We start from the raw sequence: 19,669 nt of genomic DNA, 5'->3' as shown, positions 1-19,669 counted from the left end.
TGGGGTACTGCCTTTTTTGTTATTATTCCGATTGAGACACGGAATGGGCCGCATCTTGTGCAAGTGCGGCTGTTGATGCAACCCGTGCCGCCAATTTTTCGGAGAAACCGGATTCAGCCAATGTGAAAGCCAGTTTGACCGCTGCGGAAACGCCGGTTGCGTCCGCTCCGCCATGGGATTTCACCACGGTTCCATTAAGCCCGAGGAACACGCCTCCATTGACGCGGCGCGGGTCTATCCGCTTTTTCAGACGATTCAACGAGGTGATTGCCAGGATCGAGGCCAGCCGGGATAGGGGCGAGTATTTGAACGCTTCACGAAGCAAATCACCGATAAGGTTCGCGGTGCCTTCGCCGGTTTTAATGGCGACATTTCCAGTGAAGCCGTCGGTCACGATCACGTCAGCTTTGTCGCCGGGGATATCGCTGCCTTCGACAAAGCCCACGAATTCGAAATTCGCCTGATCGGCAAAGTCCGAAATCATCGCATGGGCTTCTTTCAGTTCGGCGCGGCCCTTGTGTTCTTCGGTACCGACATTCAGCAATCCGATCCGAGGGCGGCTGAGCGCCATACCGTTGCGCGCGTATGAAGCCCCCATCAGCGCGTATTGCAAAAGGTCCTTGGCATCAGCGCGCACATCTGCGCCGACGTCCAGCATCACGTTGAACCCATGCGGATTGCGCGAGGGCCACAGGATCGCGATGGCAGGGCGGTTCACGCCGGGCAGCTTGCGCAGCCGCAACATGGACATGGCCATCAGCGCGCCCGTATTGCCGCAGGACACCGCGCCGTGCGCTTCACCTGCACGCACCGCTTCCAGAGCGGACCACATCGACGTGCTCTTGCCGCTGCGGACAACCTGGCTTGGTTTGTCTTCCATCGTGACCACGTCCGGGCAATCACGAAAAACGACGCGCCCATCAAGGACACGCCGTTTGGCAACCAGCTTGCGTAGTTCCTGTTCCTGACCGTGCAGGATGAACCCGATCTTCGGGTTCTTGTCCGCAGATTTTGCAATGCCCGCCACAACGACGGCAGGGCCCGAATCTCCGCCCATAGCGTCAACCGAGATGATGATCCGTCCGGTCTGCGTGGGCTGATCCGTCATGCCTTGGCCTGCGTCCAATCAGGCTTAGGCCGCGTCTTCGTCCAGGTCGATTTCGTCGGCCTGAGCGACGACTTCACGATCGTCATAGTGGCCGCAAGATGCGCAAACGTGGTGTGGGCGCTTCAGCTCGCCGCAGTTCGGGCATTCGTTCGGGTTTGCAGCAACCAGAGCGTCGTGTGCGCGGCGGTTGTTGCGACGCGACTTGGAAACTTTGTTCTGTTGGACGGCCATGGTCTCAACCTTTGTCTGATATGGGCTGACAGAATCGCTGTCAGCCGGGTTACGTACTTTGTTTTCTCGTGGTTTGACGCGCGTTTAAGGGGCTTGCCCCGCAATGTCCAACCCAAATTCCAATGAGCGCGCGAAAATACTGCGATTCTCGTCATGTTCAAGCGGTTTTTCTGACGGCCTGCTATGACAGGAAATCCCTCGCCTGTCACTCGTCTTTTTTCATCGCATCCCGCAGCCCGGCCAAACCAGCGAAGGGTTTTACATCCTCATCCGTGAGGGCCTGTTTGCCCGGTTCGGTATAGTCTATCTGGCCCAGCTCGACTCCATCCTTCCGTGGGTATTGGGGCAGGGCCAGCGACAGCGCTTCAACCATGATCAGCGCAGGATCGATCTCGGGGCCAAGCGGTTCGGTCTCGTCATCCTCGGGGATTTCGAACTCGGGCTCTTCCGGATCGCTCCAATCGGCCACAAAGACGCGACTCACCGGGGTGTCGATGCGTGTGGTCACTGGTTCCAACGTCACGACACAAGGTTGGATCACCGTTGCGCCCAGCTTGCCAGAAAGCGTCCAATCCCGTTTGCCCTGCGCGCGCAATTCGCCGACAAAGCTGAGCTTGCGCAGGCCAAGCAGGCCGAGCTCTTGTTTTATGACCTCCAGCGCGTCGCCGGTGGGGCGCAACTCAAACGGGGTCGGAGCGTTTTGCGGCAGGTCTGCGACGCGTAAAGATGTCTGGTTGCTCATTCGTGAGGTTTTCCTGTGTTGAACCGGAGCCTTGGTTTCTGTAATCGGATAGGGTCCGCAAGGGGCCATGGCAAGAGGATGTGCATGTTGAAGGGTTTGAACAGGTTGAAACCAGCGTCGAAAACGCTTGTCTTTGCGGCCTGTCTGGCGGTCGCGGGCGCATGTTCACCAATCTTCAAGAATCACGGCTACGTACCTCCGCCAGAGGATCTGGCCAAAATCAAGGTCGGCGTCGATACCCGCGATAGTGTTGAAGAAACCATCGGCGCGCCCAGCTCGGCGGGCGTGGTGCGGGATTCGGGCTATTACTATGTCGCCTCGCGCGTCCGTCATTATGGGCCCAAACGACCCGAGGTCGTTTCACGTGAACTGGTCGCGATCAGCTTTGATCAGCGCGGTGTCGTTCGCAATATCGAGCGGTTCGGCCTGGAAGACGGCTATGTCATCGTGCTGGATCGTCGCGTGACCGATTCCAACGTGGAAGACAAAGGCTTCCTGCGTCAGCTTCTGGGTAACATCGGCAACTTCAACCCGGCAAATATTCCTGGCGCAAACAACTAAAGCGACCAATTCTCTTGCAGTGGTCACAGGACAGTCACACATTCTGTAGTAAGGACCAGACAGATGTGACCGGTCAGCAACCGCAGGAGGATGCGACCATGGCGGTTTTGTTGGACAAGGGCCGATATCGCGCCCGCTTGGCGCAAACCGAGCAAGACGTGGCGGCGGCGCAGACGCTGAGGATGCTGACCTTTGCTACTGATGGTCAGGATTGTGATGCTTTTGACGAACGCTGCGCCCATGTTTTGGTCGAAGATCTGCAGGCCGGTGGGGCGTTGGTGTGCTGTTTCCGTATGCTGACAATGCAGGGCGGCTTTGAAATCGGACTCAGCTACTCGGCACAGTTCTATGACCTGTCGGCGCTACGCGATTTTACCGGACCGATGGTTGAGATGGGCCGGTTCTGTATCCACCCGGACTACAATGATCCGGATATCTTGCGTGTCGCGTGGGGCGCAATGACGGCGTATGTCGATCAGAACGGGATCGAAATGCTGTTTGGTTGTTCGTCATTCGCTGGAACAGAAACTGCCGAATATCTTGACGCTTTTGCGATGCTCAAACACCGACATCTGGCACCAAGGCGATGGTTGCCGCGAGTCAAGGCGCCGGATGTGTTTCGCTTTGCGGCGCGCTTGCGCCGACGCCCTGATGTAAAACAGGCGATGCTTCGGATGCCTCCCTTGTTGCGCACCTATCTGATGATGGGGGGGTGGGTCAGCGATCATGCGGTGGTAGACAGGCACATGAACACCCTGCATGTGTTCACCGGCCTTGAAATCGGAGCAATTCCCCCAGCTCGTAAACGGTTGCTGCGCGCGGTGGCTGGGTGATTTGAGTATCTGGGAAAAGGTGAAGTTGGGGCGTTGACGCCTTGCTTTGGCCGGTTTAGCTGGCGGGTATGGCGAGAATTCCTTTATTGCAGATGTCCGGTATCTCTCTGACGTTCGGGGGTGATCCGGTGTTTTCCGATCTGGACCTTGTGATTCAACCAGGTGATCGCGTGGCGCTGGTCGGGCGGAACGGGTCAGGCAAATCCACCTTGATGAAAGTGATGGCCGGGCTGGTCGAGGCCGATCAGGGTGAAATCGTCATCCCTCCTGGTAAATCAGTGGGTTACATGGAGCAGGATCCCGGAATGCAGGGATTCGCGACGCTTGGAGACTATGCCTCAAGCGGGTTGGAACCGGGTGAGCTGTATAAGGTCGAACGCGCGGGCGAAGGGCTGAAATTCGACCCTGAGCGTGCGGTCGAAACCGCTTCGGGTGGGGAAAGGCGACGCGCCGCCTTGGCCAAGCTGATGGCCGAGGCGCCTGACTTGATGTTGCTGGACGAACCGACGAACCACCTGGATATCGAGGCGATTGCGTGGTTGGAGCGTGAGTTGGGCTCGACGCGCGCGGCTTATGTTTTGATTTCGCATGACCGCGCTTTCCTGCGTGCGTTGACCCGTGCGACGCTGTGGATCGATCGCGGAGTTGTGCGGCGGCAAGAACAGGGCTTTGCGGCCTTTGAAAACTGGCGGGACAAGGTCTGGGAAGAGGAGGATCAGCAGCGCCACAAGCTGAACCGCTTGATCAAGTCCGAGTCGCGATGGGCCGTCGAGGGTATCAGCGCCCGCCGCAAGCGCAATCAGGGTCGTGTTCGGGCGCTACAAGCCTTGCGCGCCGAGCGTGCAGCGCAGATCAAACGTCAGGGATCGGCTGCCATGACGTTGGAATCCGGTCCGAAATCAGGCCGCAAGGTCATCGAGGCCAATGGCGTTTCAAAGGCATTTGACTCTCAGCAGATCGTGCGCAATTTCGATCTTCTGGTTCAGCGCGGTGACCGTGTGGCCTTTGTTGGGCCGAACGGTGTGGGCAAGACCACGTTGCTGAAAATGCTGCTAGGTCAGGTCGAACCGAACAAGGGTTCGGTGGTGCTGGGTACTAACCTTGAGATCGCCGTGTTCGATCAGGCGAGGGCACAGCTGGACCCGGAAATGAGCCTGTGGGACAGCTTGACCGGCGATCCCGAGATGCGAGTCTCGGGCAAGGCCGATCAGGTGATGGTGGGCGGTCAACCCAAGCATGTAGTGGGCTATCTCAAAGAGTTTCTGTTCGATGACGCGCAGGCAAGAGCGGCTGTTAAGTCCTTGTCCGGTGGGGAAAAAGCCCGGTTGCTGTTGGCGAAACTGATGGCAAAATCCTCGAACCTTCTGGTACTGGACGAACCGACGAACGACTTGGATGTCGAAACACTGGATCTGCTGCAGGAACTTCTGGACGACTACGATGGAACGGTCTTGCTGGTCAGTCACGACCGAGATTTTCTGGATCGGGTCGCCACCACAACTATCGCGATGGAGGGCAATGGGCGCGCAACGGTCTATTCCGGTGGTTGGTCCGACTACATCGCGCAGCGAGGTGATGTAGTTGCGAAAAAGGAAGAAAAAGCAAGGCCTTCAAAGCCGAAAGTGAAGCAAGAGGCGAAGCAGAAGGCGGGGCTTTCATTTTCGGAGAAACACCGACTTGAGAAGCTACCAGCAGAGATCGCGCGCCTTGAAGCCGAGATCGCCAAGCTCGAAGATCTGATGTCTGATCCTGAGCTGTTCACACGCGAACCGATCAAGTTCCAGAAGGCAACCGATGCCCTGGTCGAACGGCAGGAAAAACTGTCAGCGGCTGAGGAAGAGTGGCTGATGCTTGAAGAGAAGGCCGAGGCCAGTTGAGTCCGAGTTGTACAACCTCAATCGACTAGATTGTCTGAGTTGTACAAACCTATGCACCGGTTTGAGCGTGCTCAAATGGGGCGGGCGGGGTTACCGACAACAGTTGCTCCGGCGGGGACGTCCTTCGTGACGACACTGCCCGCGCCGACGATGGCGCGGTCTCCGATAGTGACGCCGGGCATGATGATCGCGCCGCCGCCGATCCAGACGTTTTCGCCGATTGTCACCGGGTGGTCGATTTCCAGACCCTGTGCGCGCAGGGCTGGGTCTTTGGCGTGTTGGGCGCAATAGATCTGCACCGTGGGGCCGAGCATCGAGTCACTGCCGATGCGAACTGGCGCGGTGTCGAGAATGACACAGCCCGCATTCAGATACACCCGGTCGCCCAGCGTTAGGTTCATCCCATAGGCGCAGTGAAACGGGGCCTCGAAATAGCAATCCTGCCCGATCCCCGCAAAGAGCGCCGCCAATTCGGGAGCTATAGCCCCTCGGTCATCGGGCGGGCAGGTGTTGTGGGCATGGACCGCGCGGCGTGCTTTCATGCGAAGCACTTCCAGTTCGGGGTCGAGGCAGCAATACCACTCGCCTGCCGCCATTTTCTGCCGCTCGGTCATGAAACCCGTCTTAGCGCATCCGCAGGGCACCGTCGATCCGGATGACCTCTCCGTTCAGGTAGCCCATCTCGACGATGAACCCGGCCAGACGACCGTATTCGCGCGGGTCGCCGAGGCGAGCAGGGTTGGGGACGTCCGCCGCAAGCTGTTGCTGCACCTCTTCAGGCAGGCCGGCCAGCATCGGGGTCATGAAGATGCCCGGTGCGATGGCCATCACGCGGACACCAGTCGAGGCCAGATCGCGCGCCATGGGTAGCGTCATACCGACCACGCCGCCCTTCGAGGCTGCATAGGCCGCCTGACCCTTTTGTCCGTCAAAGGCGGCGATGGAGGCCGTGTTGATAATCACGCCGCGTGCGCCATCCGGTTCAGGATCATTCTTTGCCATCTCTGCAGCAGCAAGACGTGAGACGTTGAAAGAGCCGACCAGATTGATGTCGATGGTACGCTGGAACGCGTCCAGAGGGTGCGGGCCATCTTTGCCAACCGTTTTGGCTCCGATCGCGATCCCGGCGCAGTTCACGGCGGCGGTGATGCAGCCCATCTTGTCCATCGCATGTGCAATCGCTGCGGCGACCGAGGCCTCATCCGTCACATCGGTTTGCGCGAAATGTCCGCCGATTTCAGCCGCGACCTGCGGGCCACGCTCGGCGTCGCGGTCAAGGATAGTGACCTGCGCGCCGTTCTCGGCAAAGTGACGGGCTGTGGCCTCACCCAGGCCGGAGGCACCGCCGGTGATCACCGCAGCTGTGGTTGAGAGTTGCATGGTGGGTTCCTTCCTGATCTGAACACTTGTTCAGATAATCCCAACCATGGCCCTCTGTCCAGTCACAGCCTTGATCAATCAAGCCTGCTGCGCTGCTGCATCGGCGTGACGCCAAACGCAGCCCGGTACACACGCGAGAAATGGCCGGCGCTTTCGAAACCGCATGCAAAGGCGACCTCGGTCACCGAAGATTCGGTCTGCAACAGCAGATTGCGGGCGCGGTCCAGCCGCAATTCCATGAAGTATTTCTTAGGCGAGGTGTTCAGGAATTTCCCAAACAGGCGCTCCAGTTGCCGGGTTGAGATGCCGATATCGCTGGCAATGACCGAGGGGGACAACGGGCTTTGGATATTGTCGGTCATGATGTGGATTGCCTTGGCCAGATGCGCGTTCCGCATCCCGTTGCGCGATTGCAGCGAGACGCGCTGATCGGCGGTGGCGTTGCGCACGGCGTTATAGACCATTTGATCGGCCACTGCGACTGATAGATCGTGACCGTGGTCGCGTTCGATCAGGTGCAGCATCAGATCGGCGGTCGCGGTGCCGCCCGAGGCGGTCATGTGTTTTTCGTCGGCGACAAAGACGCTGCGAACAAGGTTTATCTCGGGGAAGGCCTCCATGAAAGCATCATGGTATTCCCAATGGATCGCCGCCTGCATCCCATCCAAAAATCCGGCCTCGGCCAGCAGCCATGCACCGGAACACAAGGCGCTGATATTGGTGCCCCGCGCCCGCTCTCGGCGCAGGGTTGCGAGCAGCGGACGCGAGACGTGATTGCGCATGTTTATTCCTGACAGAACAAACAGTTGGTCGCATTTTGGGATAGATCCCAATCCACCATGCACCAAAGTGACCGATCCGTTTGAACAGACCGCATGCTCAGCGTGTTCGGACAGGAAGGACCATCGATAAAGATCTTCCTCGGCCAGCAAATTTGCGATCCGCAATGGCTCGACCGCGCAGGAGAAGGCGAGATGCGAGAATTCCTCGACCAGTATGAAGGCGTAGTGCTGTGTTTGGCTCATCGATAGTCCGGAATCAGGGCGTTCTGACAGTTTTCTGCATGCTGCACGAAAACTAACTGTATACAACATGTATTTTTATACGATACCAGAGGGCAAGCTATCGATTCGCGGGATCGTGATGAAGGGGATCGGATGAGGGACGAAGGGAAATCACCAAAAGAGGCGTTGGCTGAGCATCTGAAGATGTCGGTTCTGACCCTGCGTTTGCGTCCCGGAGAGGATTTGGACGAGGCGCAGCTTTCGCAGGCCTTCGGCCTGTCGCGCACGCCTTTGCGCGAAGTGTTCCGGCAGTTGGCCGGTGAGGGGTATCTGGACCTGCGCACCCATCGCGGGGCGCGGGTGTCAGAGATGTCTCATACCACGCTACGCGATTTCTTTCTGGTTGCGCCGATGGTCTATGGCGCGGTGCTGCGTCTGGCCGCGGCGAATGCGACGCACGATCAGATCGATCAGTTGAAAGAGGCGCAAGAGACGTTTCGGCAAGCCTTGCGTACAGGCTCGGCTGAGGAGCGGACGCTGGCCAATACCCGGTTTCACGAGGTGACCGGAGAGATGGCGGGGAATGTCTATTTATCCCCATCGTTCAACCGGTTGCTGATCGATCACGCGCGGATCGGGATGACATTTTATCGCCCGCAGACCGCACGAATGGCTGAGAACCTTTCAGAGGCGAGCGACCAGCATGACGCCATCATCGCCGCCATCGAGGCGGGCGATGAGGCGGCTGCTGCGCAGCTGGCCGACGACCACTGGACCCTGTCACGCGATCAGATCGAGCTGTTCGTGATGCCCGAGGGGTTGGATTTTCCGCTGGGGCAGGTCCCCGGTAAGACTTCTGCATGAGGGACACATGACTCCGATCTTCAGATTTGAGGGTATTTATACGCCGGTGGTGACACCCTACGCGGCGGATGGTGGCGTGAACTGGGACGCGTTGGCCGAGGTGATCGAGTACCTGATCGAGAATGGTGTGCACGGGCTGATCTCGGGCGGGTCCACCGGCGAAAACTATGCGCAGACCGTCGATGAGCGGCTGGAACTGGCGCGCTTTACGCATGAACAACTAAAGGGGCGTGTGCCTCTGGTTGTGGGAACGGGGGCGATGCTGACCGGGGATTCCGTCGCTTTAGCCTCAGGTGCGCGAGACCTAGGCGCAGATGCGATCTTGTTGGCCAGCCCGCCGTATTCGGTGCCCACCGACCGCGAGAATGCGCTGAATGCGCTGGCAATCGACAAGGCGGCTGACCTGCCGGTGATGCTGTACAACTATCCGCACCGGACCGGCACGATGATGGGGGAAGAGTTCCTGGACCGCGTAGGCCGCAGCCGGAATTTCTGTGGCATCAAGGAAAGTTCGGGCGATATCAACCGGGTGCATCTGCTGGCGCGGGACTACCCGCATATCCAACTTGGTTGTGGCATGGATGATCAGGCGCTGGAGTTCTTCGCCTGGGGAGCGCCGTTCTGGGTCTGTGGCGGGTCGAACTTTCTGCCTGCCGAACACGTGGCGCTGTATCAGGCATGTGTGATCGAGGGCAACTTTGCCAAGGGCCGTCGCATCATGAGCGCGCTGATGCCGCTGATGCGGGTGCTGGAGCAGGGCGGCAAATTCATCCAGACGATCAAGCATGGCGTCACCATGAACGGGATCGATGCAGGCGTGGTGAGGCCGCCTCTGAAAGGTTTGAACAAAGATGACAAACGCGCGCTGGAACAGGTGACGCGCGTTCTGAAACGCAAAATCGCAGATATTTTGGCGGAGGGTTAAGGCATGGGCTTGTTGACGAAAGACGAATACGAATCCATCGCTGCGCATCTGGATCTGCCGACGGGCGCTTTCATCGATGGCGGCTACCGCCCGGCGACCTCAGGGCAGGTGTTCGAGACTATCAATCCAGCCACCGGGGCTGTGCTGACCAGCATTGCTGCCTGCGGATCGGAGGATGTGGATTTTGCGGTCGAAAAGGCGCGAGAAGCCTTTGACGACGGGCGTTGGTCAAAGATGCACCCCTCGGATCGCAAGGACATTCTGATCCGCTTGTGCAAGCTGCTTACCCGCAACGCGCGGGAACTGGCGGTGATGGAGAGCATCGACAGCGGCAAGACGATCTTTGATTGCGAAACTGTGGATGTGCCCGAGACGATCCACTGCCTGAAATGGCATGCCGAGGCAATCGACAAGATCTATGATCAGGTCAGCCCGGCCAGTGATGACCACATCGCCATGGTCGTGCGTGAGCCCATCGGCGTGGTTGGGCTGGTCCTGCCGTGGAACTTCCCCTTGCTGATGCTGGCGTGGAAGATCGGGCCGGCGCTGGCGGCGGGCTGTTCGGTGGTGGTGAAACCGGCGGCCGAGACTTCTCTGACCGCTTTAAAGGTGGCGGAGCTGGCGTCTGAGGCCGGGTTGCCGCGCGGTGTGCTGAACGTGGTACCAGGTGGTGGCGCCGAGGTGGGCGAACCCATCGGGCGGCATATGGACATCGACATGGTGTCTTTTACCGGCTCGACCGTAACCGGAAAGAAGTTCCTGAGCTATTCCGCTGAAAGCAATGCCAAGGAAGTTGTGCTTGAAATGGGCGGCAAAAACCCGGCCATCGTCTTGCACGATGCGGAAAATCTGGATCGGGTGGCGGCGCATGTCGTCAATGGCGCATTCTGGAACATGGGCGAGAATTGCTCGGCCTCGTCGCGGTTGATCGTGCATAAGGACGTGAAGGCAGAACTGCTGGAACGGATCGCGCATCATGCCAAGCACTGGAATGTCGGCGACCCGTTGGACCCAGAGACCCGCATGGGCGCGCTTGTCAGCGAGGGGCATTATTCCAAGGTGTGCGGCTATCTGGATCAGGCCGAGACTGTGCTGATTGGTGGCAAGGCGGAGAATGGGTTTGTTGAAGCCACGGTGGTCGAGGTGCCCGGAAACGATGCCACGCTGGCGCGCGAGGAGATCTTTGGCCCGGTTTTGTCGGTGATCGAAGTTTCGGGCTTTGACGAGGCGATCAGCATTGCCAATGACACCGAGTATGGGCTGTGCGCCTCGATCTTCACGGCCAACGCCAAACGCGCGATCCGTGGCGCGCGGGCGATCCGGGCGGGTACCGTCACGATCAACAGCTTTGGTGAAGGGGATATCACCACACCCTTTGGTGGCTACAAGCAGTCTGGGTTTGGTGGCCGGGACAACTCGGTTCACGCCCATGATCAGTATACCCAGCTGAAAACCATCTGGATTGATCTGGCCGATGACGAAGATGAGGCGGTAGATTGACGATCTACACCGCCAAACGTTTGCCCCGGCAAACCGGCGTGGCAGGATGGAATGCCATCCTGCCTCTGCAGCAAGACCTGCCTCGGCTTGAGCAAGACCAGACCGCAGATGTGACCATCATCGGCGGTGGTTTTGCCGGGCTGTCCGCAGCGCTGAGGCTGCATCAGCTTGATCCGGCGCTGAAGGTTGTGGTGCTTGAGGCTGGGCGCTTTGCGGAAGGCTCTGCCGGGCGCAACTCGGGGTTCATGATCGATCTGCCTCATGACTTGGCCTCGGACAATTACGCCAGCGATGGGCTGGACGCAGATCGGACCACAATCGCGCTGAATCGCCAGGCGATTTCCTTTGCGACCCGGGTAGCCGCTGAGTGCGACCTGTCGCCGGAGATGTTCGACCCGTGCGGCAAGATCAACGCTGCTGCGACCGCAGCGGGTGATCGGCACAACGCAGACTACGCAGTGCATCTGGCGCGATTGGGAGAGCCCCACGAGCTTTATGATGCACAGCAGATGCAGGCGCTGACAGGCAGCCCGCATTACACATCTGGTCTGTTTGCGCCCGGGACGGTGATGATCCAGCCTGCAGCCTATGTGCGGGCTCTCTCAACGCATCTGGCTGGGCGGATCGGTGTTTATGAAAACTCTGCCGTGACCGGGTTTCGCAAACAAGGCGGTGGCTGGGTGGTCGAGACCGAACAGGCGCGGGTTTCGACGGGGCGGATCGTGATGGCAACGAATGGTCATCTGGAAAGCTTTGGATTTTACCAGCGGCGTCTGATGCACATCTGCCTCTACGCGTCGATAACGGAACCACTGACGCCAGATCAGTTCGCCACGCTGGGCGGACAGCCACGCTGGTCAGTAACGCCAGCGGATCCGATGGGCACTTCGGTCCGGCGGGTTTCGGGCAGTTATGGGGATCGCATTCTGATCCGGACCTGTTCAAGCTTTCATCCTGAAATCCACAGCGGCGACAGCCATTTGAAACGGGCAGGCTCGGTGCACGATCGTAAGTTTCAGGAGCGATTTCCCAACTTGCCGAATGTACAGATGCAGCACCGTTGGGCTGGGATGCTGTGTCTTAGCCGCAATGGCTCGGCCGCGTTCGGCGAGATCGAGCAGGGTGTATATGCCGCCTGCTGTCAAAACGGATTGGGTATAGCGCGAGGAACACTGCAGGGAATGGGCGTGGCAGAGCTTGTGCAGGGGAAAGACTCCCAGATTGCAGATCATTTTCTGGCGCAACCGATGCCACCGCGTTTACCACCCGAGCCCTTCGCATCGGTTGGGGCCAATGCGTATCTGCGCTGGAAAGAGTGGCGATCAGGGGCGGAATAGCTTGCAGGCTGGTCAGGGCAGGCTGAGCTTTGCCATCCGTCCGCCATCGATCGTGTAAATTTGACCGGTGACAAAACCCGCTTCCTCGGCTGCCAAGAACGCGACCAGTGCGGCGACTTCTTTCGGGTCGCCGGTGCGGCCTACGGGATGAATGCGGGCGATATCCCGGCGGAATGCGCCGGGGTTGTTCATGCTCTCGATGAAATCGATGTTGAGGTCTGTGTCGATCCAGCCCGGTGCCACCGCATTGCAGCGAATGCCTTCTGCTCCGTGATCCACGGCAACCGCGCGGGTCAGCCCATGCAGCCCGGCCTTAGAGGCGCAGTAGGCGGCGTGGCCGGGGTTGCTGCCCAACCCCTCGACCGAGCCGATATTGACGATGCTGCCCTTGGTTTTGCGCAGATGTGGCAGTGCAGCCTGGATCAGCAGGAACGGGGCGGTCAGGTTGACCATGAGGTTGCGTTGCCAATCTTCAAGCGGCATGTCGTTGACGGAGGCCTCCTGCATCATGCCTGCATTGTTGATCAGTACGTCCAGCTGGCCCGCGCTGTCCACAACCTGCTTGATGATCTGCGCCGGGCTTTCCGGGTTGGCAAAATCCGCCGGGATAGAGGGGAACTCATCATCTTTACCGCGCTGCGCAGTGTAGACATTAGCCCCTTCTTCGCGCAGCCGCCGGGCGATGGCTTGTCCGATGCCACTGCGGCCACCGGTCACGAGCGCTGTTTTTCCTGCAAATCTTTTCATTGCACCGGCTTGCCCCCATTCACTTCGACCAGAGCACCACACATGTAGCGCGCCGAATCCGAGGCGAGAAAAAGGATCACTTCGGCTATATCTTCGGGTTCGGCGATACGCCCTAAAGGCACCGACTTCCCAAGCTCGGCAATCGCCGTATCAGGATCGAACCCACGTTTGGCAAAGCCCGAACGCAGCATCGGTGTGTTCACCTCGTTCGGGCAAACGGCGTTGACGCGGATGCCCTGATGGGCGTGATCGTGCCCCATGCATTGGGTGAGGCTGGCAATGGCCGCTTTGGTCATGCAGTACACCGCATGATCCGGGCCAGGTCGAAGGCCCCAGCACGAGGCAGTGTTCACAATAGCACCGCCACCCGCCGCCGCCATGATTGGAATCGCAGCGCGGCAGATACGGAAAGGGGCCTCAACATTCACTCCGACGGACAGGGCCCAATCCTCATCGGATGTTTCAGTCACCGGGCCGCGGGTGATCACGCCTGCATTGTTGATCACGATATCAAGACCATCCAGCGCCTGATGCGCGGCCAAGGCCAGCCCGTCGCAATAGTCGGGATCGCGCAGATCGCCGGGCAGATGCGCCTCGGCTTCAAGGCTGCCCACATCGCGGTCAGCAACAGCCACACGCGCGCCTTCGGCCCGCAGCTGGCTGACGATGGCGGCCCCGATCCCGCCCGACGCCCCTGTGACGAGTGCGGTTTTTTCAGCGAACCTCATTCGTGTACCTCCCCGGGATTTAGTAGGACTGGTTCAGCTCATCCGCAGCCGGTATTTCACGCTCGCGCCGGGCGATGTAATCCAGCAGCTCTTCGTTCTTGGCGATATCGAGCGTTGGTTCCTGATACTCGGCCAGCAGCTTGCGGGCGTGTTTCAGGGCGCGTTCGGTGATTTCAACACAACCCTCAGCCTGCCATTGTTCGATCGAGTTGTTGTCGAACATATCCGGCATGAAGAATGCGCTCTGGAAATTGTCCTGCGTATGCGGATGCCCAAGGTAATGCCCGCCCGGACCGATATCACCGACTGCCGAAACGGCCTGATCGAAATCGCCCCATTTCGGGCCCTCGGCCATGCGATAGGCCATGGCGCATTGTTCTGCGTCAACGATGAACTTGGCGGTCGAGCAGTGCATCCCGGCCTCGTTCCAGCCCGCCGAATGCCAGATGTAGTTGGCGCCGGAATGGATCACGGCCTGCAGAGTGGTTGCGGATTCATAGCCTGCCTGCGCGTCGAACGTCTTGGCTCCGCCCAGAGTGTTTGAGGTACGCCAAGGCACTTCGTAATACCGGGCCATCTGTCCAATCATGAAGTTCATCAGACTGATCTCGGGCGTGCCTGCCATCGGCGCGCCGGATTTCATCGAGACGGTCGACAGGTAGTGCCCGTAGATCGCGGGCGCGCCCTTGCGGATCACCTGCGTATAGGCCAGCGCGCTGAGCGCCTCGGCATTCAGTTGCGCCACGGTCGCCGGAACGCTGGCAGGCGTATTGGCCCCGCCCAGAACGAAGGGCGAGCACAACACCGGCTGCTTTCGGCGACAGAAGGCGCGCATCGCGCCCAACATGGTTTCATCCCAGACCAGCGGCGAATTGCCGTTGCAATTGCCAGTGGTGACCGGGTGATCTTCAAGGAAATCCTCGCCGAACAGGATGGCGCACATCTCCATGACATCTTCGGCATTCTTGGGGCTGGTGGTCATGCCCATGAAGGTTTTGTCAGAGTGCTTCATTGACGAATAGGTAATCCGCAGATGCCGCTGACTGATCGGGTGATCATAGGGCTCCACGATGTGATGGGCCGAGGAATGCAGCGCGGGCAACATATGGCTGAGCTTGTGGAACATCGCCAGATCGTCCAGCGTCGGGTTGCGGCGCACATCTTCCAGATCGCGCAGGAAGGGCGCTCCGGTCATCGGCACGAAGATCGAGTGTTTACCGCCCAGCCGCACGTTCTTTTTCGGATCGCGCGCGTGGTAGGTGAAATCTGACGGAATGGTCGCGATCAACTCGCGCACCAGACCGCGATCCAGATAGACGAGCTCGCCTTCTACCTTGGCACCAGCCTTCTTCCAGTCTTCCAGCGCGATGGGGTCACGGAACTGAACGCCTACGTTTTCCAGAATATCCATCGAGGCCGCATCGATGCGTTCTACCTGTGCGCCGTCCATAACCTCGCATAACGGAATGCCGCGGGTCAGGCCCGGCAACATCTCGAAGTTTGGAGCGGTGCGCATGGCGCGCCGGGCAGAGCGCCCTCCGGTACGTGTGGCTGTGGCAGTTCTGGTCATATGGTGCCTCCTTCCGGTTCAGAGTGGAACGGAAAGGGTGAGGTCCACATGCAGGAATGCGAAAGACTGTTGCGAAATGCGACGTTGAGTTGGCACACGGAAAAACCGCCACAGGAGGGCGTCCCTTGAGAGAAGTACTATTGATCTCTCAGCCACTTGGGCTTTGGTACGTCCAGACAAAGACAATACGGAAAACGCCTCGGTGAGGGTTTTTGCGTTTGATTTTGTTCAATGGCAGGTAAGCGGGGCGAAAGTGAACTTTCGCTGCATCTGCGCCAAGGTCTGTTTTCAAGAGCGCCGTAAATCGGTTAGCTAAGACTAGCATCATCAAGAGCAGTGGAGATTGACGCCGTTGAAGTACAAAGCAGCTCGAAGGGCAAAATTGGTTGACCTCGAGCCGATGTTGCAACTGCCTAAAAAGCCGGGGCACAATTCTGTAGGCAAGAGAAGCTTAGCTTTCTGCCATCCAAATCACAGTAGAGAAACGCTAGAGACTTATTTTGGAACTTTCCCACAAGCGATGTTTGTGAGCGAGGAGGAAGACCAAATCATCAGTTTTGCATGTGCGATCCGAACATCTGGCAAGCCAATACAAGAGCCAATAGTTTGGTCGGATGCAACAGGTGATGGAGCGACTTTAAATCACGACAAAAATGGAGCGTGGTTATATGTCAGTCGCCTTGCATATACAGCAGGACCTGGACATGCTCACGTATCGAAGGAAATAGGTCCGCTCCTTGTGTCCCTGCAAGAATTAGCCGTGAGGCTAAAATTACAAGGCGTTGCTTTCCCTACACGCTTCTCTAGGTTCCGCGAACGGTCGGGGACGACCGAGTTTCAAAGGACGACAATTGACGACAAGGGTTCGTTGGAGCGGTCGGGGCTACGGCCTCTCGGCATCGCCTTCCAAGCGGGCTTTGAACATGAAATAGCCTTGCCGAACTACCTGGGTGACGGGAAGCACTTCGCAATGATGGTTTGGCGAAACGAGCAGTGACAAAAAACGCGAACCTGAAAGCTGACGTTCTTTTCAATCACAACATTCAACACTTTGGGCTCAAGGCAGACCTTCGCCAGGTTCGCCAAGTATGCTCCAAAAAAGTGTTGCAGTTCGAGTTACTCGATCTGCAAGATTTACCATGGAGCGCGGCCACCCGAAGGCAGCCCTTTGATTGGCTCAACCCAACTGAACCAGCGCGTGGCGTTTCTTGCCCGCGCTGAGTTTGATGGGCGAGGACAGTGCGCCTGCGTCGATCATCAGGCCCGCGTCGGTCAGCGGAGCATCGTCCAGTTTGGCGCCGTTTTCGGCGATCAGGCGCTTGGCCTCTTTGCCGGATTTGGCGAGGCCGGATTTGACGATCAACTGCACGATGGACATGCCGTCACCCAGCTCTGATGCGCTGAGGGTCAGGGTCGGGAGGTCTCCGCCAACGCCGCCCTTTTCGAACACCTCGCGCGCGGTCGCCTCGGCGGTTGCAGCGGCTTCTGCACCGTGCAGCAGAGTTGTGACTTCGTTGGCGAGGCGAATTTTGGCCTCGTTGATCTCGGACCCTTGCAGCGCGGCCATGCGGTCGCATTCGTCCACCGGAAGCTCGGTGAAGATTTTCAGGAACCGGCCCACATCGGCGTCGGTCGTGTTGCGCCAGAACTGCCAGAACTCATAGGCGCTCAGCATGTCGCCGTTCAACCAAACCGCACCGCCCTGTGATTTGCCCATCTTGCGGCCATCGCTGGTGGTCAACAGGGGGGTCGTGAGGCCATAGATCTCGTGATCCAGCACCCGGCGGGTTAGGTCGATGCCGTTGACGATGTTGCCCCACTGGTCCGAGCCGCCCATCTGCAGAACGCAGTTATACCGGCGGTTCAGTTCGAGGAAGTCATAGGCCTGCAGGATCATGTAATTGAATTCGAGGAAACTCAGCGACTGTTCACGATCCAGCCGCGATTTCACGGATTCAAAGCTCAGCATCCGGTTGACCGAGAAATGCCGCCCGATATCGCGCAGGAAATCGAGGTAGTTCAGGCTGTCGAGCCATTCGGCATTGTTCAGCATCAGCGCACCGGTCTCGCTGTCATCGTAAGACAGGTATTTCGAGAACACCTGCTTCATGCCTGCGATATTGGCGTCGATCTGTTCAGGGCCCAGCAGGGGGCGTTCATCCGAACGGAACGAGGGATCGCCCACCTTGGTGGTGCCGCCGCCCATCAGGGTAATTGGCTTGTGGCCGGTTTTCTGCAACCAGCGCAGCACCATAATGTTCATCAGGTGACCTACATGCAGCGACTGTGCGGTGGCGTCATAGCCGATATAAGCCGTCTGCACCCCAGAAATCAGAGCGTCGTCAAGGCCTTGATAATCGGTGCAGTCGGCGAGAAAGCCGCGCTCGATCATCGTGGCGATGAAATCCGATTTGGGGTGGTAGGTCATGACGCTCAACAGGCCTTGTGTTCTGGCCCTCTCTGCAAGGGCTGGTGTAAGTCATAGGTCAGTAATTTCAAAACCAGACCCGCTTGGTCGTACGACGGAAGGTACATTCATGCGACTGGCCTTCTAATTCCCTAAGTCTCGCGGAATGTCCAGTCATTGGCGAGCAAGTGCAGTCCGCACTGAAAGAATCTTGCGGATAAGCTTTCTGAGGGAAACGCGAAGAAATAACGCATAGCGAAACACAGAATATCGCGTCAGTCTTTGAAGCGTACCAAGTCCTGCCGGATAACCTCTGGTTCTAGAGTGCAGTGTGTCTGGACAGAAGCGGCTTTTCATTCTTGATGTGGCGTTCAATCAGTTGCTTTTGCAGCTTCCCGGATGGGATCGGGCAGGCGGGCTTGGGGGCAAATTCCAGTTCTGCTATCTCGGGGAATATGCTCAGGATTTCTGTTCGTGCTTCTGCACTGATGGCCTTGAGTACTTCCGGTCCGGTAAACAGGCTTTCCGATGGTGCGCCTTCGGCATAGACTACCTCGTGCTGTCCAAAAAGAAGGTGAAAATACTCGACGCTCTGGGCATCCTGGTCGATGAAAATACCGGGCAGCGAAGTCAGATTGACGGCGGGTACCAGAACTTCGGAAGTCCTGAACATCCGCTCGACAATCTTTGAAGACACCAGCATGCGGTGCTGCCGGGACACCACAAGATCACGCTGAGGCAAGCCCAGACCTAACGCTCCGGCGCTGATACGAACCGGGCGCAGTTTGGGGTTTGCGGCCAGTTCCGGGGCAGATATCGTACGGCGAAACACCCGCAGCAGGGTGGCAAATCCGGGCCCATCACCTGTGGGATCAAACACTTCGATCTCATCGCTGGCTTTCAGATCCTCGACCGCCTTATGACCACCCCTTACCCGAATATTCGTGCCACTGGTGAAACAGGGAACAAAGTCGTCAACGGGCAGATTTACGACTGGACTGGCGAAGGCACCGTCACCCAGCGCCGTGATCGTCAGTGTTGTGTTGAGCGGGGGGACATCCCCCAAAAAGCCGATGAAAAACCCTTGCTCGGCTCCGCCGCCAAACGCGCCGTTGCCGCTGGAATCATAGTCGAAAACGCCAATCGTGTAGGTATTGGTGCCATCCGTGACTATGTAATTGTAGTCCCAGGCAATTGCATTCCCCAGATAGGTTTGCGTGGGGTCGTCTGGGAATTCGTTGTTTACACCGTCTCCCTCGATGGTGTTGGGGTCAACACCATCAGTAATTTCGATCGTATTGTACGCGGAGATCTGAAATGTCGTTCCAACGCCGCCGAATTGGGCCTGGTTCGTGGTCAGAGTCGTGTCCGTCCGAAATGCACCGTATATGTTTGGCATAAACCCTGTTCAGGCCAATTCACTGCCGCTTTTTACTAAGCGGTATGAACCTACTCACCCGTCCTCAATTTGTTGTCTGTGCTTTGCTGCATATTAGTATCTCATCTATAAGCATTGGTGCAACATTTGCGATTATCCGGGGTTTTGAGCCTGCGCTTTTATTGCACTGAACATCCCAAAGTACCGGCCATTATTCAGTCGCTTTGTTTCAATGAAAATCTGACGAAGCTGAGCTATATGGAATGATCGTAGGTGCTTCAGACCAAGTGGAACACTGAAACCGGCGACGGGCATTCTTGGGAGAGCTTGGCACCTGCTGTAGCGATCTGCGAACATGTGGTAATGGACTTTGTACAGCTCTTTCATGAGCACTCGGAACTGCGCTGCGTTTGGGAACGCCTTGTCGCCTTCATTCGCGGTCTCGTACCTTTCGGAACTCTGTAGCGGCGCACGGTA

General features: G+C 58.1%; 19 protein-coding genes. 8 read left to right on the top strand and 11 right to left on the bottom strand.

From position 1 onward, the window contains the following. Positions 1 to 22: 22 nt before the first annotated feature. The 3 genes from plsX to ACR0BI_RS03955 all read right to left on the bottom strand — a co-directional run bounded on the left by plsX (position 23) and on the right by ACR0BI_RS03955 (position 2,081). Positions 23 to 1,108: a phosphate acyltransferase PlsX gene (gene plsX, locus ACR0BI_RS03965; protein ID WP_170626811.1), complete on the bottom strand. Its 1,086-nt coding sequence runs from the start codon at positions 1,106 to 1,108 to the stop codon at positions 23 to 25. A gap of 24 nt (positions 1,109 to 1,132) precedes the next feature. Further along, positions 1,133 to 1,339, bottom strand: a complete 207-nt coding sequence (rpmF, locus tag ACR0BI_RS03960; RefSeq protein WP_008756996.1) for a 50S ribosomal protein L32 — start codon at positions 1,337 to 1,339, stop codon at positions 1,133 to 1,135. A 205-nt stretch (positions 1,340 to 1,544) separates the two neighbouring features. Continuing rightward, entirely contained in the window at positions 1,545 to 2,081 is a 537-nt protein-coding gene (locus ACR0BI_RS03955; protein WP_170595346.1) for a DUF177 domain-containing protein, read from the bottom strand. An 84-nt stretch (positions 2,082 to 2,165) separates the two neighbouring features. Here ACR0BI_RS03955 and ACR0BI_RS03950 point away from each other — a divergent pair, with 84 nt between their 5' ends. The 3 genes from ACR0BI_RS03950 to ACR0BI_RS03940 all read left to right on the top strand — a co-directional run bounded on the left by ACR0BI_RS03950 (position 2,166) and on the right by ACR0BI_RS03940 (position 5,352). Next, positions 2,166 to 2,642 carry an outer membrane protein assembly factor BamE gene (locus ACR0BI_RS03950; protein WP_170396685.1) on the top strand — a complete coding sequence of 159 codons (477 nt, stop codon included), beginning with the start codon at positions 2,166 to 2,168 and terminating at the stop codon, positions 2,640 to 2,642. Positions 2,643 to 2,740: 98 nt separating this feature from the next. After that, a complete protein-coding gene (locus tag ACR0BI_RS03945) occupies positions 2,741 to 3,475 on the top strand; it encodes a GNAT family N-acyltransferase (RefSeq protein WP_170406340.1) in 735 nt (244 codons plus the stop codon). A 68-nt stretch (positions 3,476 to 3,543) separates the two neighbouring features. Next, complete coding sequence (locus tag ACR0BI_RS03940; RefSeq protein WP_480561395.1) at positions 3,544 to 5,352, top strand: ABC-F family ATP-binding cassette domain-containing protein; 1,809 nt, start codon at positions 3,544 to 3,546, stop codon at positions 5,350 to 5,352. 71 nt (positions 5,353 to 5,423) lie between these two features. On the opposite strand, the gene ACR0BI_RS03935 is transcribed toward ACR0BI_RS03940, so the two are convergent. From ACR0BI_RS03935 to ACR0BI_RS03925, 3 genes are all read right to left on the bottom strand, one after another. Continuing rightward, positions 5,424 to 5,966, bottom strand: coding sequence for a sugar O-acetyltransferase (locus tag ACR0BI_RS03935; RefSeq protein WP_170595352.1), 543 nt, complete (start codon positions 5,964 to 5,966; stop codon positions 5,424 to 5,426). Between the two features lie 10 nt (positions 5,967 to 5,976). Further along, positions 5,977 to 6,732, bottom strand: coding sequence for an SDR family NAD(P)-dependent oxidoreductase (locus tag ACR0BI_RS03930; protein ID WP_480561396.1), 756 nt, complete (start codon positions 6,730 to 6,732; stop codon positions 5,977 to 5,979). Positions 6,733 to 6,806: 74 nt separating this feature from the next. Then, complete coding sequence (locus ACR0BI_RS03925; RefSeq protein WP_170396693.1) at positions 6,807 to 7,757, bottom strand: GlxA family transcriptional regulator; 951 nt, start codon at positions 7,755 to 7,757, stop codon at positions 6,807 to 6,809. A gap of 132 nt (positions 7,758 to 7,889) precedes the next feature. Here ACR0BI_RS03925 and ACR0BI_RS03920 point away from each other — a divergent pair, with 132 nt between their 5' ends. The 4 genes from ACR0BI_RS03920 to ACR0BI_RS03905 are packed head-to-tail and all read left to right on the top strand — an operon-like array spanning position 7,890 to position 12,362. Next, the gene (locus ACR0BI_RS03920; RefSeq protein WP_170396695.1) at positions 7,890 to 8,600 is read left to right on the top strand and encodes a GntR family transcriptional regulator; all 711 of its coding nucleotides are present in this window, start codon (positions 7,890 to 7,892) and stop codon (positions 8,598 to 8,600) included. A 7-nt stretch (positions 8,601 to 8,607) separates the two neighbouring features. Beyond that, positions 8,608 to 9,525 carry a dihydrodipicolinate synthase family protein gene (locus tag ACR0BI_RS03915; protein WP_170406326.1) on the top strand — a complete coding sequence of 306 codons (918 nt, stop codon included), beginning with the start codon at positions 8,608 to 8,610 and terminating at the stop codon, positions 9,523 to 9,525. A gap of 3 nt (positions 9,526 to 9,528) precedes the next feature. After that, entirely contained in the window at positions 9,529 to 11,025 is a 1,497-nt protein-coding gene (locus ACR0BI_RS03910) for an aldehyde dehydrogenase (RefSeq protein ID WP_170817863.1), read from the top strand. Continuing rightward, positions 11,022 to 12,362, top strand: a complete 1,341-nt coding sequence (locus tag ACR0BI_RS03905) for an NAD(P)/FAD-dependent oxidoreductase (RefSeq protein ID WP_480561397.1) — start codon at positions 11,022 to 11,024, stop codon at positions 12,360 to 12,362. Before ACR0BI_RS03910 ends, ACR0BI_RS03905 begins: the two co-directional genes overlap by 4 nt. A 12-nt stretch (positions 12,363 to 12,374) precedes the next feature. On the opposite strand, the gene ACR0BI_RS03900 is transcribed toward ACR0BI_RS03905, so the two are convergent. Genes ACR0BI_RS03900 through ACR0BI_RS03890 form a run of 3 tightly spaced genes read right to left on the bottom strand, consistent with a single transcriptional unit; the run spans position 12,375 to position 15,407 of the window. Then, entirely contained in the window at positions 12,375 to 13,109 is a 735-nt protein-coding gene (locus ACR0BI_RS03900; RefSeq protein WP_170396703.1) for an SDR family oxidoreductase, read from the bottom strand. Further along, positions 13,106 to 13,837 carry an SDR family oxidoreductase gene (locus ACR0BI_RS03895; protein ID WP_170595370.1) on the bottom strand — a complete coding sequence of 244 codons (732 nt, stop codon included), beginning with the start codon at positions 13,835 to 13,837 and terminating at the stop codon, positions 13,106 to 13,108. The genes ACR0BI_RS03900 and ACR0BI_RS03895 overlap by 4 nt, the downstream gene beginning before the upstream one ends. Before the next feature lie 19 nt (positions 13,838 to 13,856). Beyond that, positions 13,857 to 15,407: a trimethylamine methyltransferase family protein gene (locus ACR0BI_RS03890; protein WP_170626821.1), complete on the bottom strand. Its 1,551-nt coding sequence runs from the start codon at positions 15,405 to 15,407 to the stop codon at positions 13,857 to 13,859. A 352-nt stretch (positions 15,408 to 15,759) separates the two neighbouring features. Between ACR0BI_RS03890 and ACR0BI_RS03885 the strand changes: the two genes are divergently transcribed. Then, positions 15,760 to 16,404 carry a hypothetical protein gene (locus tag ACR0BI_RS03885; RefSeq protein WP_480561398.1) on the top strand — a complete coding sequence of 215 codons (645 nt, stop codon included), beginning with the start codon at positions 15,760 to 15,762 and terminating at the stop codon, positions 16,402 to 16,404. A gap of 180 nt (positions 16,405 to 16,584) precedes the next feature. On the opposite strand, the gene tyrS is transcribed toward ACR0BI_RS03885, so the two are convergent. Beyond that, positions 16,585 to 17,835 (bottom strand): tyrosine--tRNA ligase, encoded by a 1,251-nt coding sequence (gene tyrS, locus ACR0BI_RS03880; protein WP_170595380.1) that lies wholly within the window; start codon positions 17,833 to 17,835, stop codon positions 16,585 to 16,587. A gap of 298 nt (positions 17,836 to 18,133) precedes the next feature. Then, positions 18,134 to 19,213, bottom strand: a complete 1,080-nt coding sequence (locus ACR0BI_RS03875; protein WP_170611022.1) for a Hint domain-containing protein — start codon at positions 19,211 to 19,213, stop codon at positions 18,134 to 18,136. Between the last annotated feature and the right edge of the window lie 456 nt (positions 19,214 to 19,669).

This window comes from Ruegeria sp. E5, from assembly GCF_056534105.1.
This window is presented reverse-complemented; position numbering and strand designations above follow the sequence as displayed.

What these genes read in the sequence shown, in the direction of transcription:
- plsX (WP_170626811.1), bottom strand. Translation starts at nt 1,108, where the DNA reads ATGACGGATCAGCCCACGCAGACCGGACGGATCATCATCTCGGTTGAC.
- rpmF (WP_008756996.1), bottom strand. Translation starts at nt 1,339, where the DNA reads ATGGCCGTCCAACAGAACAAAGTTTCCAAGTCGCGTCGCAACAACCGC.
- ACR0BI_RS03955 (WP_170595346.1), bottom strand. Translation starts at nt 2,081, where the DNA reads ATGAGCAACCAGACATCTTTACGCGTCGCAGACCTGCCGCAAAACGCT.
- ACR0BI_RS03950 (WP_170396685.1), top strand. Translation starts at nt 2,166, where the DNA reads ATGTTGAAGGGTTTGAACAGGTTGAAACCAGCGTCGAAAACGCTTGTC.
- ACR0BI_RS03945 (WP_170406340.1), top strand. Translation starts at nt 2,741, where the DNA reads ATGGCGGTTTTGTTGGACAAGGGCCGATATCGCGCCCGCTTGGCGCAA.
- ACR0BI_RS03940 (WP_480561395.1), top strand. Translation starts at nt 3,544, where the DNA reads ATGGCGAGAATTCCTTTATTGCAGATGTCCGGTATCTCTCTGACGTTC.
- ACR0BI_RS03935 (WP_170595352.1), bottom strand. Translation starts at nt 5,966, where the DNA reads ATGACCGAGCGGCAGAAAATGGCGGCAGGCGAGTGGTATTGCTGCCTC.
- ACR0BI_RS03930 (WP_480561396.1), bottom strand. Translation starts at nt 6,732, where the DNA reads ATGCAACTCTCAACCACAGCTGCGGTGATCACCGGCGGTGCCTCCGGC.
- ACR0BI_RS03925 (WP_170396693.1), bottom strand. Translation starts at nt 7,757, where the DNA reads ATGAGCCAAACACAGCACTACGCCTTCATACTGGTCGAGGAATTCTCG.
- ACR0BI_RS03920 (WP_170396695.1), top strand. Translation starts at nt 7,890, where the DNA reads ATGAGGGACGAAGGGAAATCACCAAAAGAGGCGTTGGCTGAGCATCTG.
- ACR0BI_RS03915 (WP_170406326.1), top strand. Translation starts at nt 8,608, where the DNA reads ATGACTCCGATCTTCAGATTTGAGGGTATTTATACGCCGGTGGTGACA.
- ACR0BI_RS03910 (WP_170817863.1), top strand. Translation starts at nt 9,529, where the DNA reads ATGGGCTTGTTGACGAAAGACGAATACGAATCCATCGCTGCGCATCTG.
- ACR0BI_RS03900 (WP_170396703.1), bottom strand. Translation starts at nt 13,109, where the DNA reads ATGAAAAGATTTGCAGGAAAAACAGCGCTCGTGACCGGTGGCCGCAGT.
- ACR0BI_RS03895 (WP_170595370.1), bottom strand. Translation starts at nt 13,837, where the DNA reads ATGAGGTTCGCTGAAAAAACCGCACTCGTCACAGGGGCGTCGGGCGGG.
- ACR0BI_RS03890 (WP_170626821.1), bottom strand. Translation starts at nt 15,407, where the DNA reads ATGACCAGAACTGCCACAGCCACACGTACCGGAGGGCGCTCTGCCCGG.
- tyrS (WP_170595380.1), bottom strand. Translation starts at nt 17,835, where the DNA reads ATGACCTACCACCCCAAATCGGATTTCATCGCCACGATGATCGAGCGC.
- ACR0BI_RS03875 (WP_170611022.1), bottom strand. Translation starts at nt 19,213, where the DNA reads ATGCCAAACATATACGGTGCATTTCGGACGGACACGACTCTGACCACG.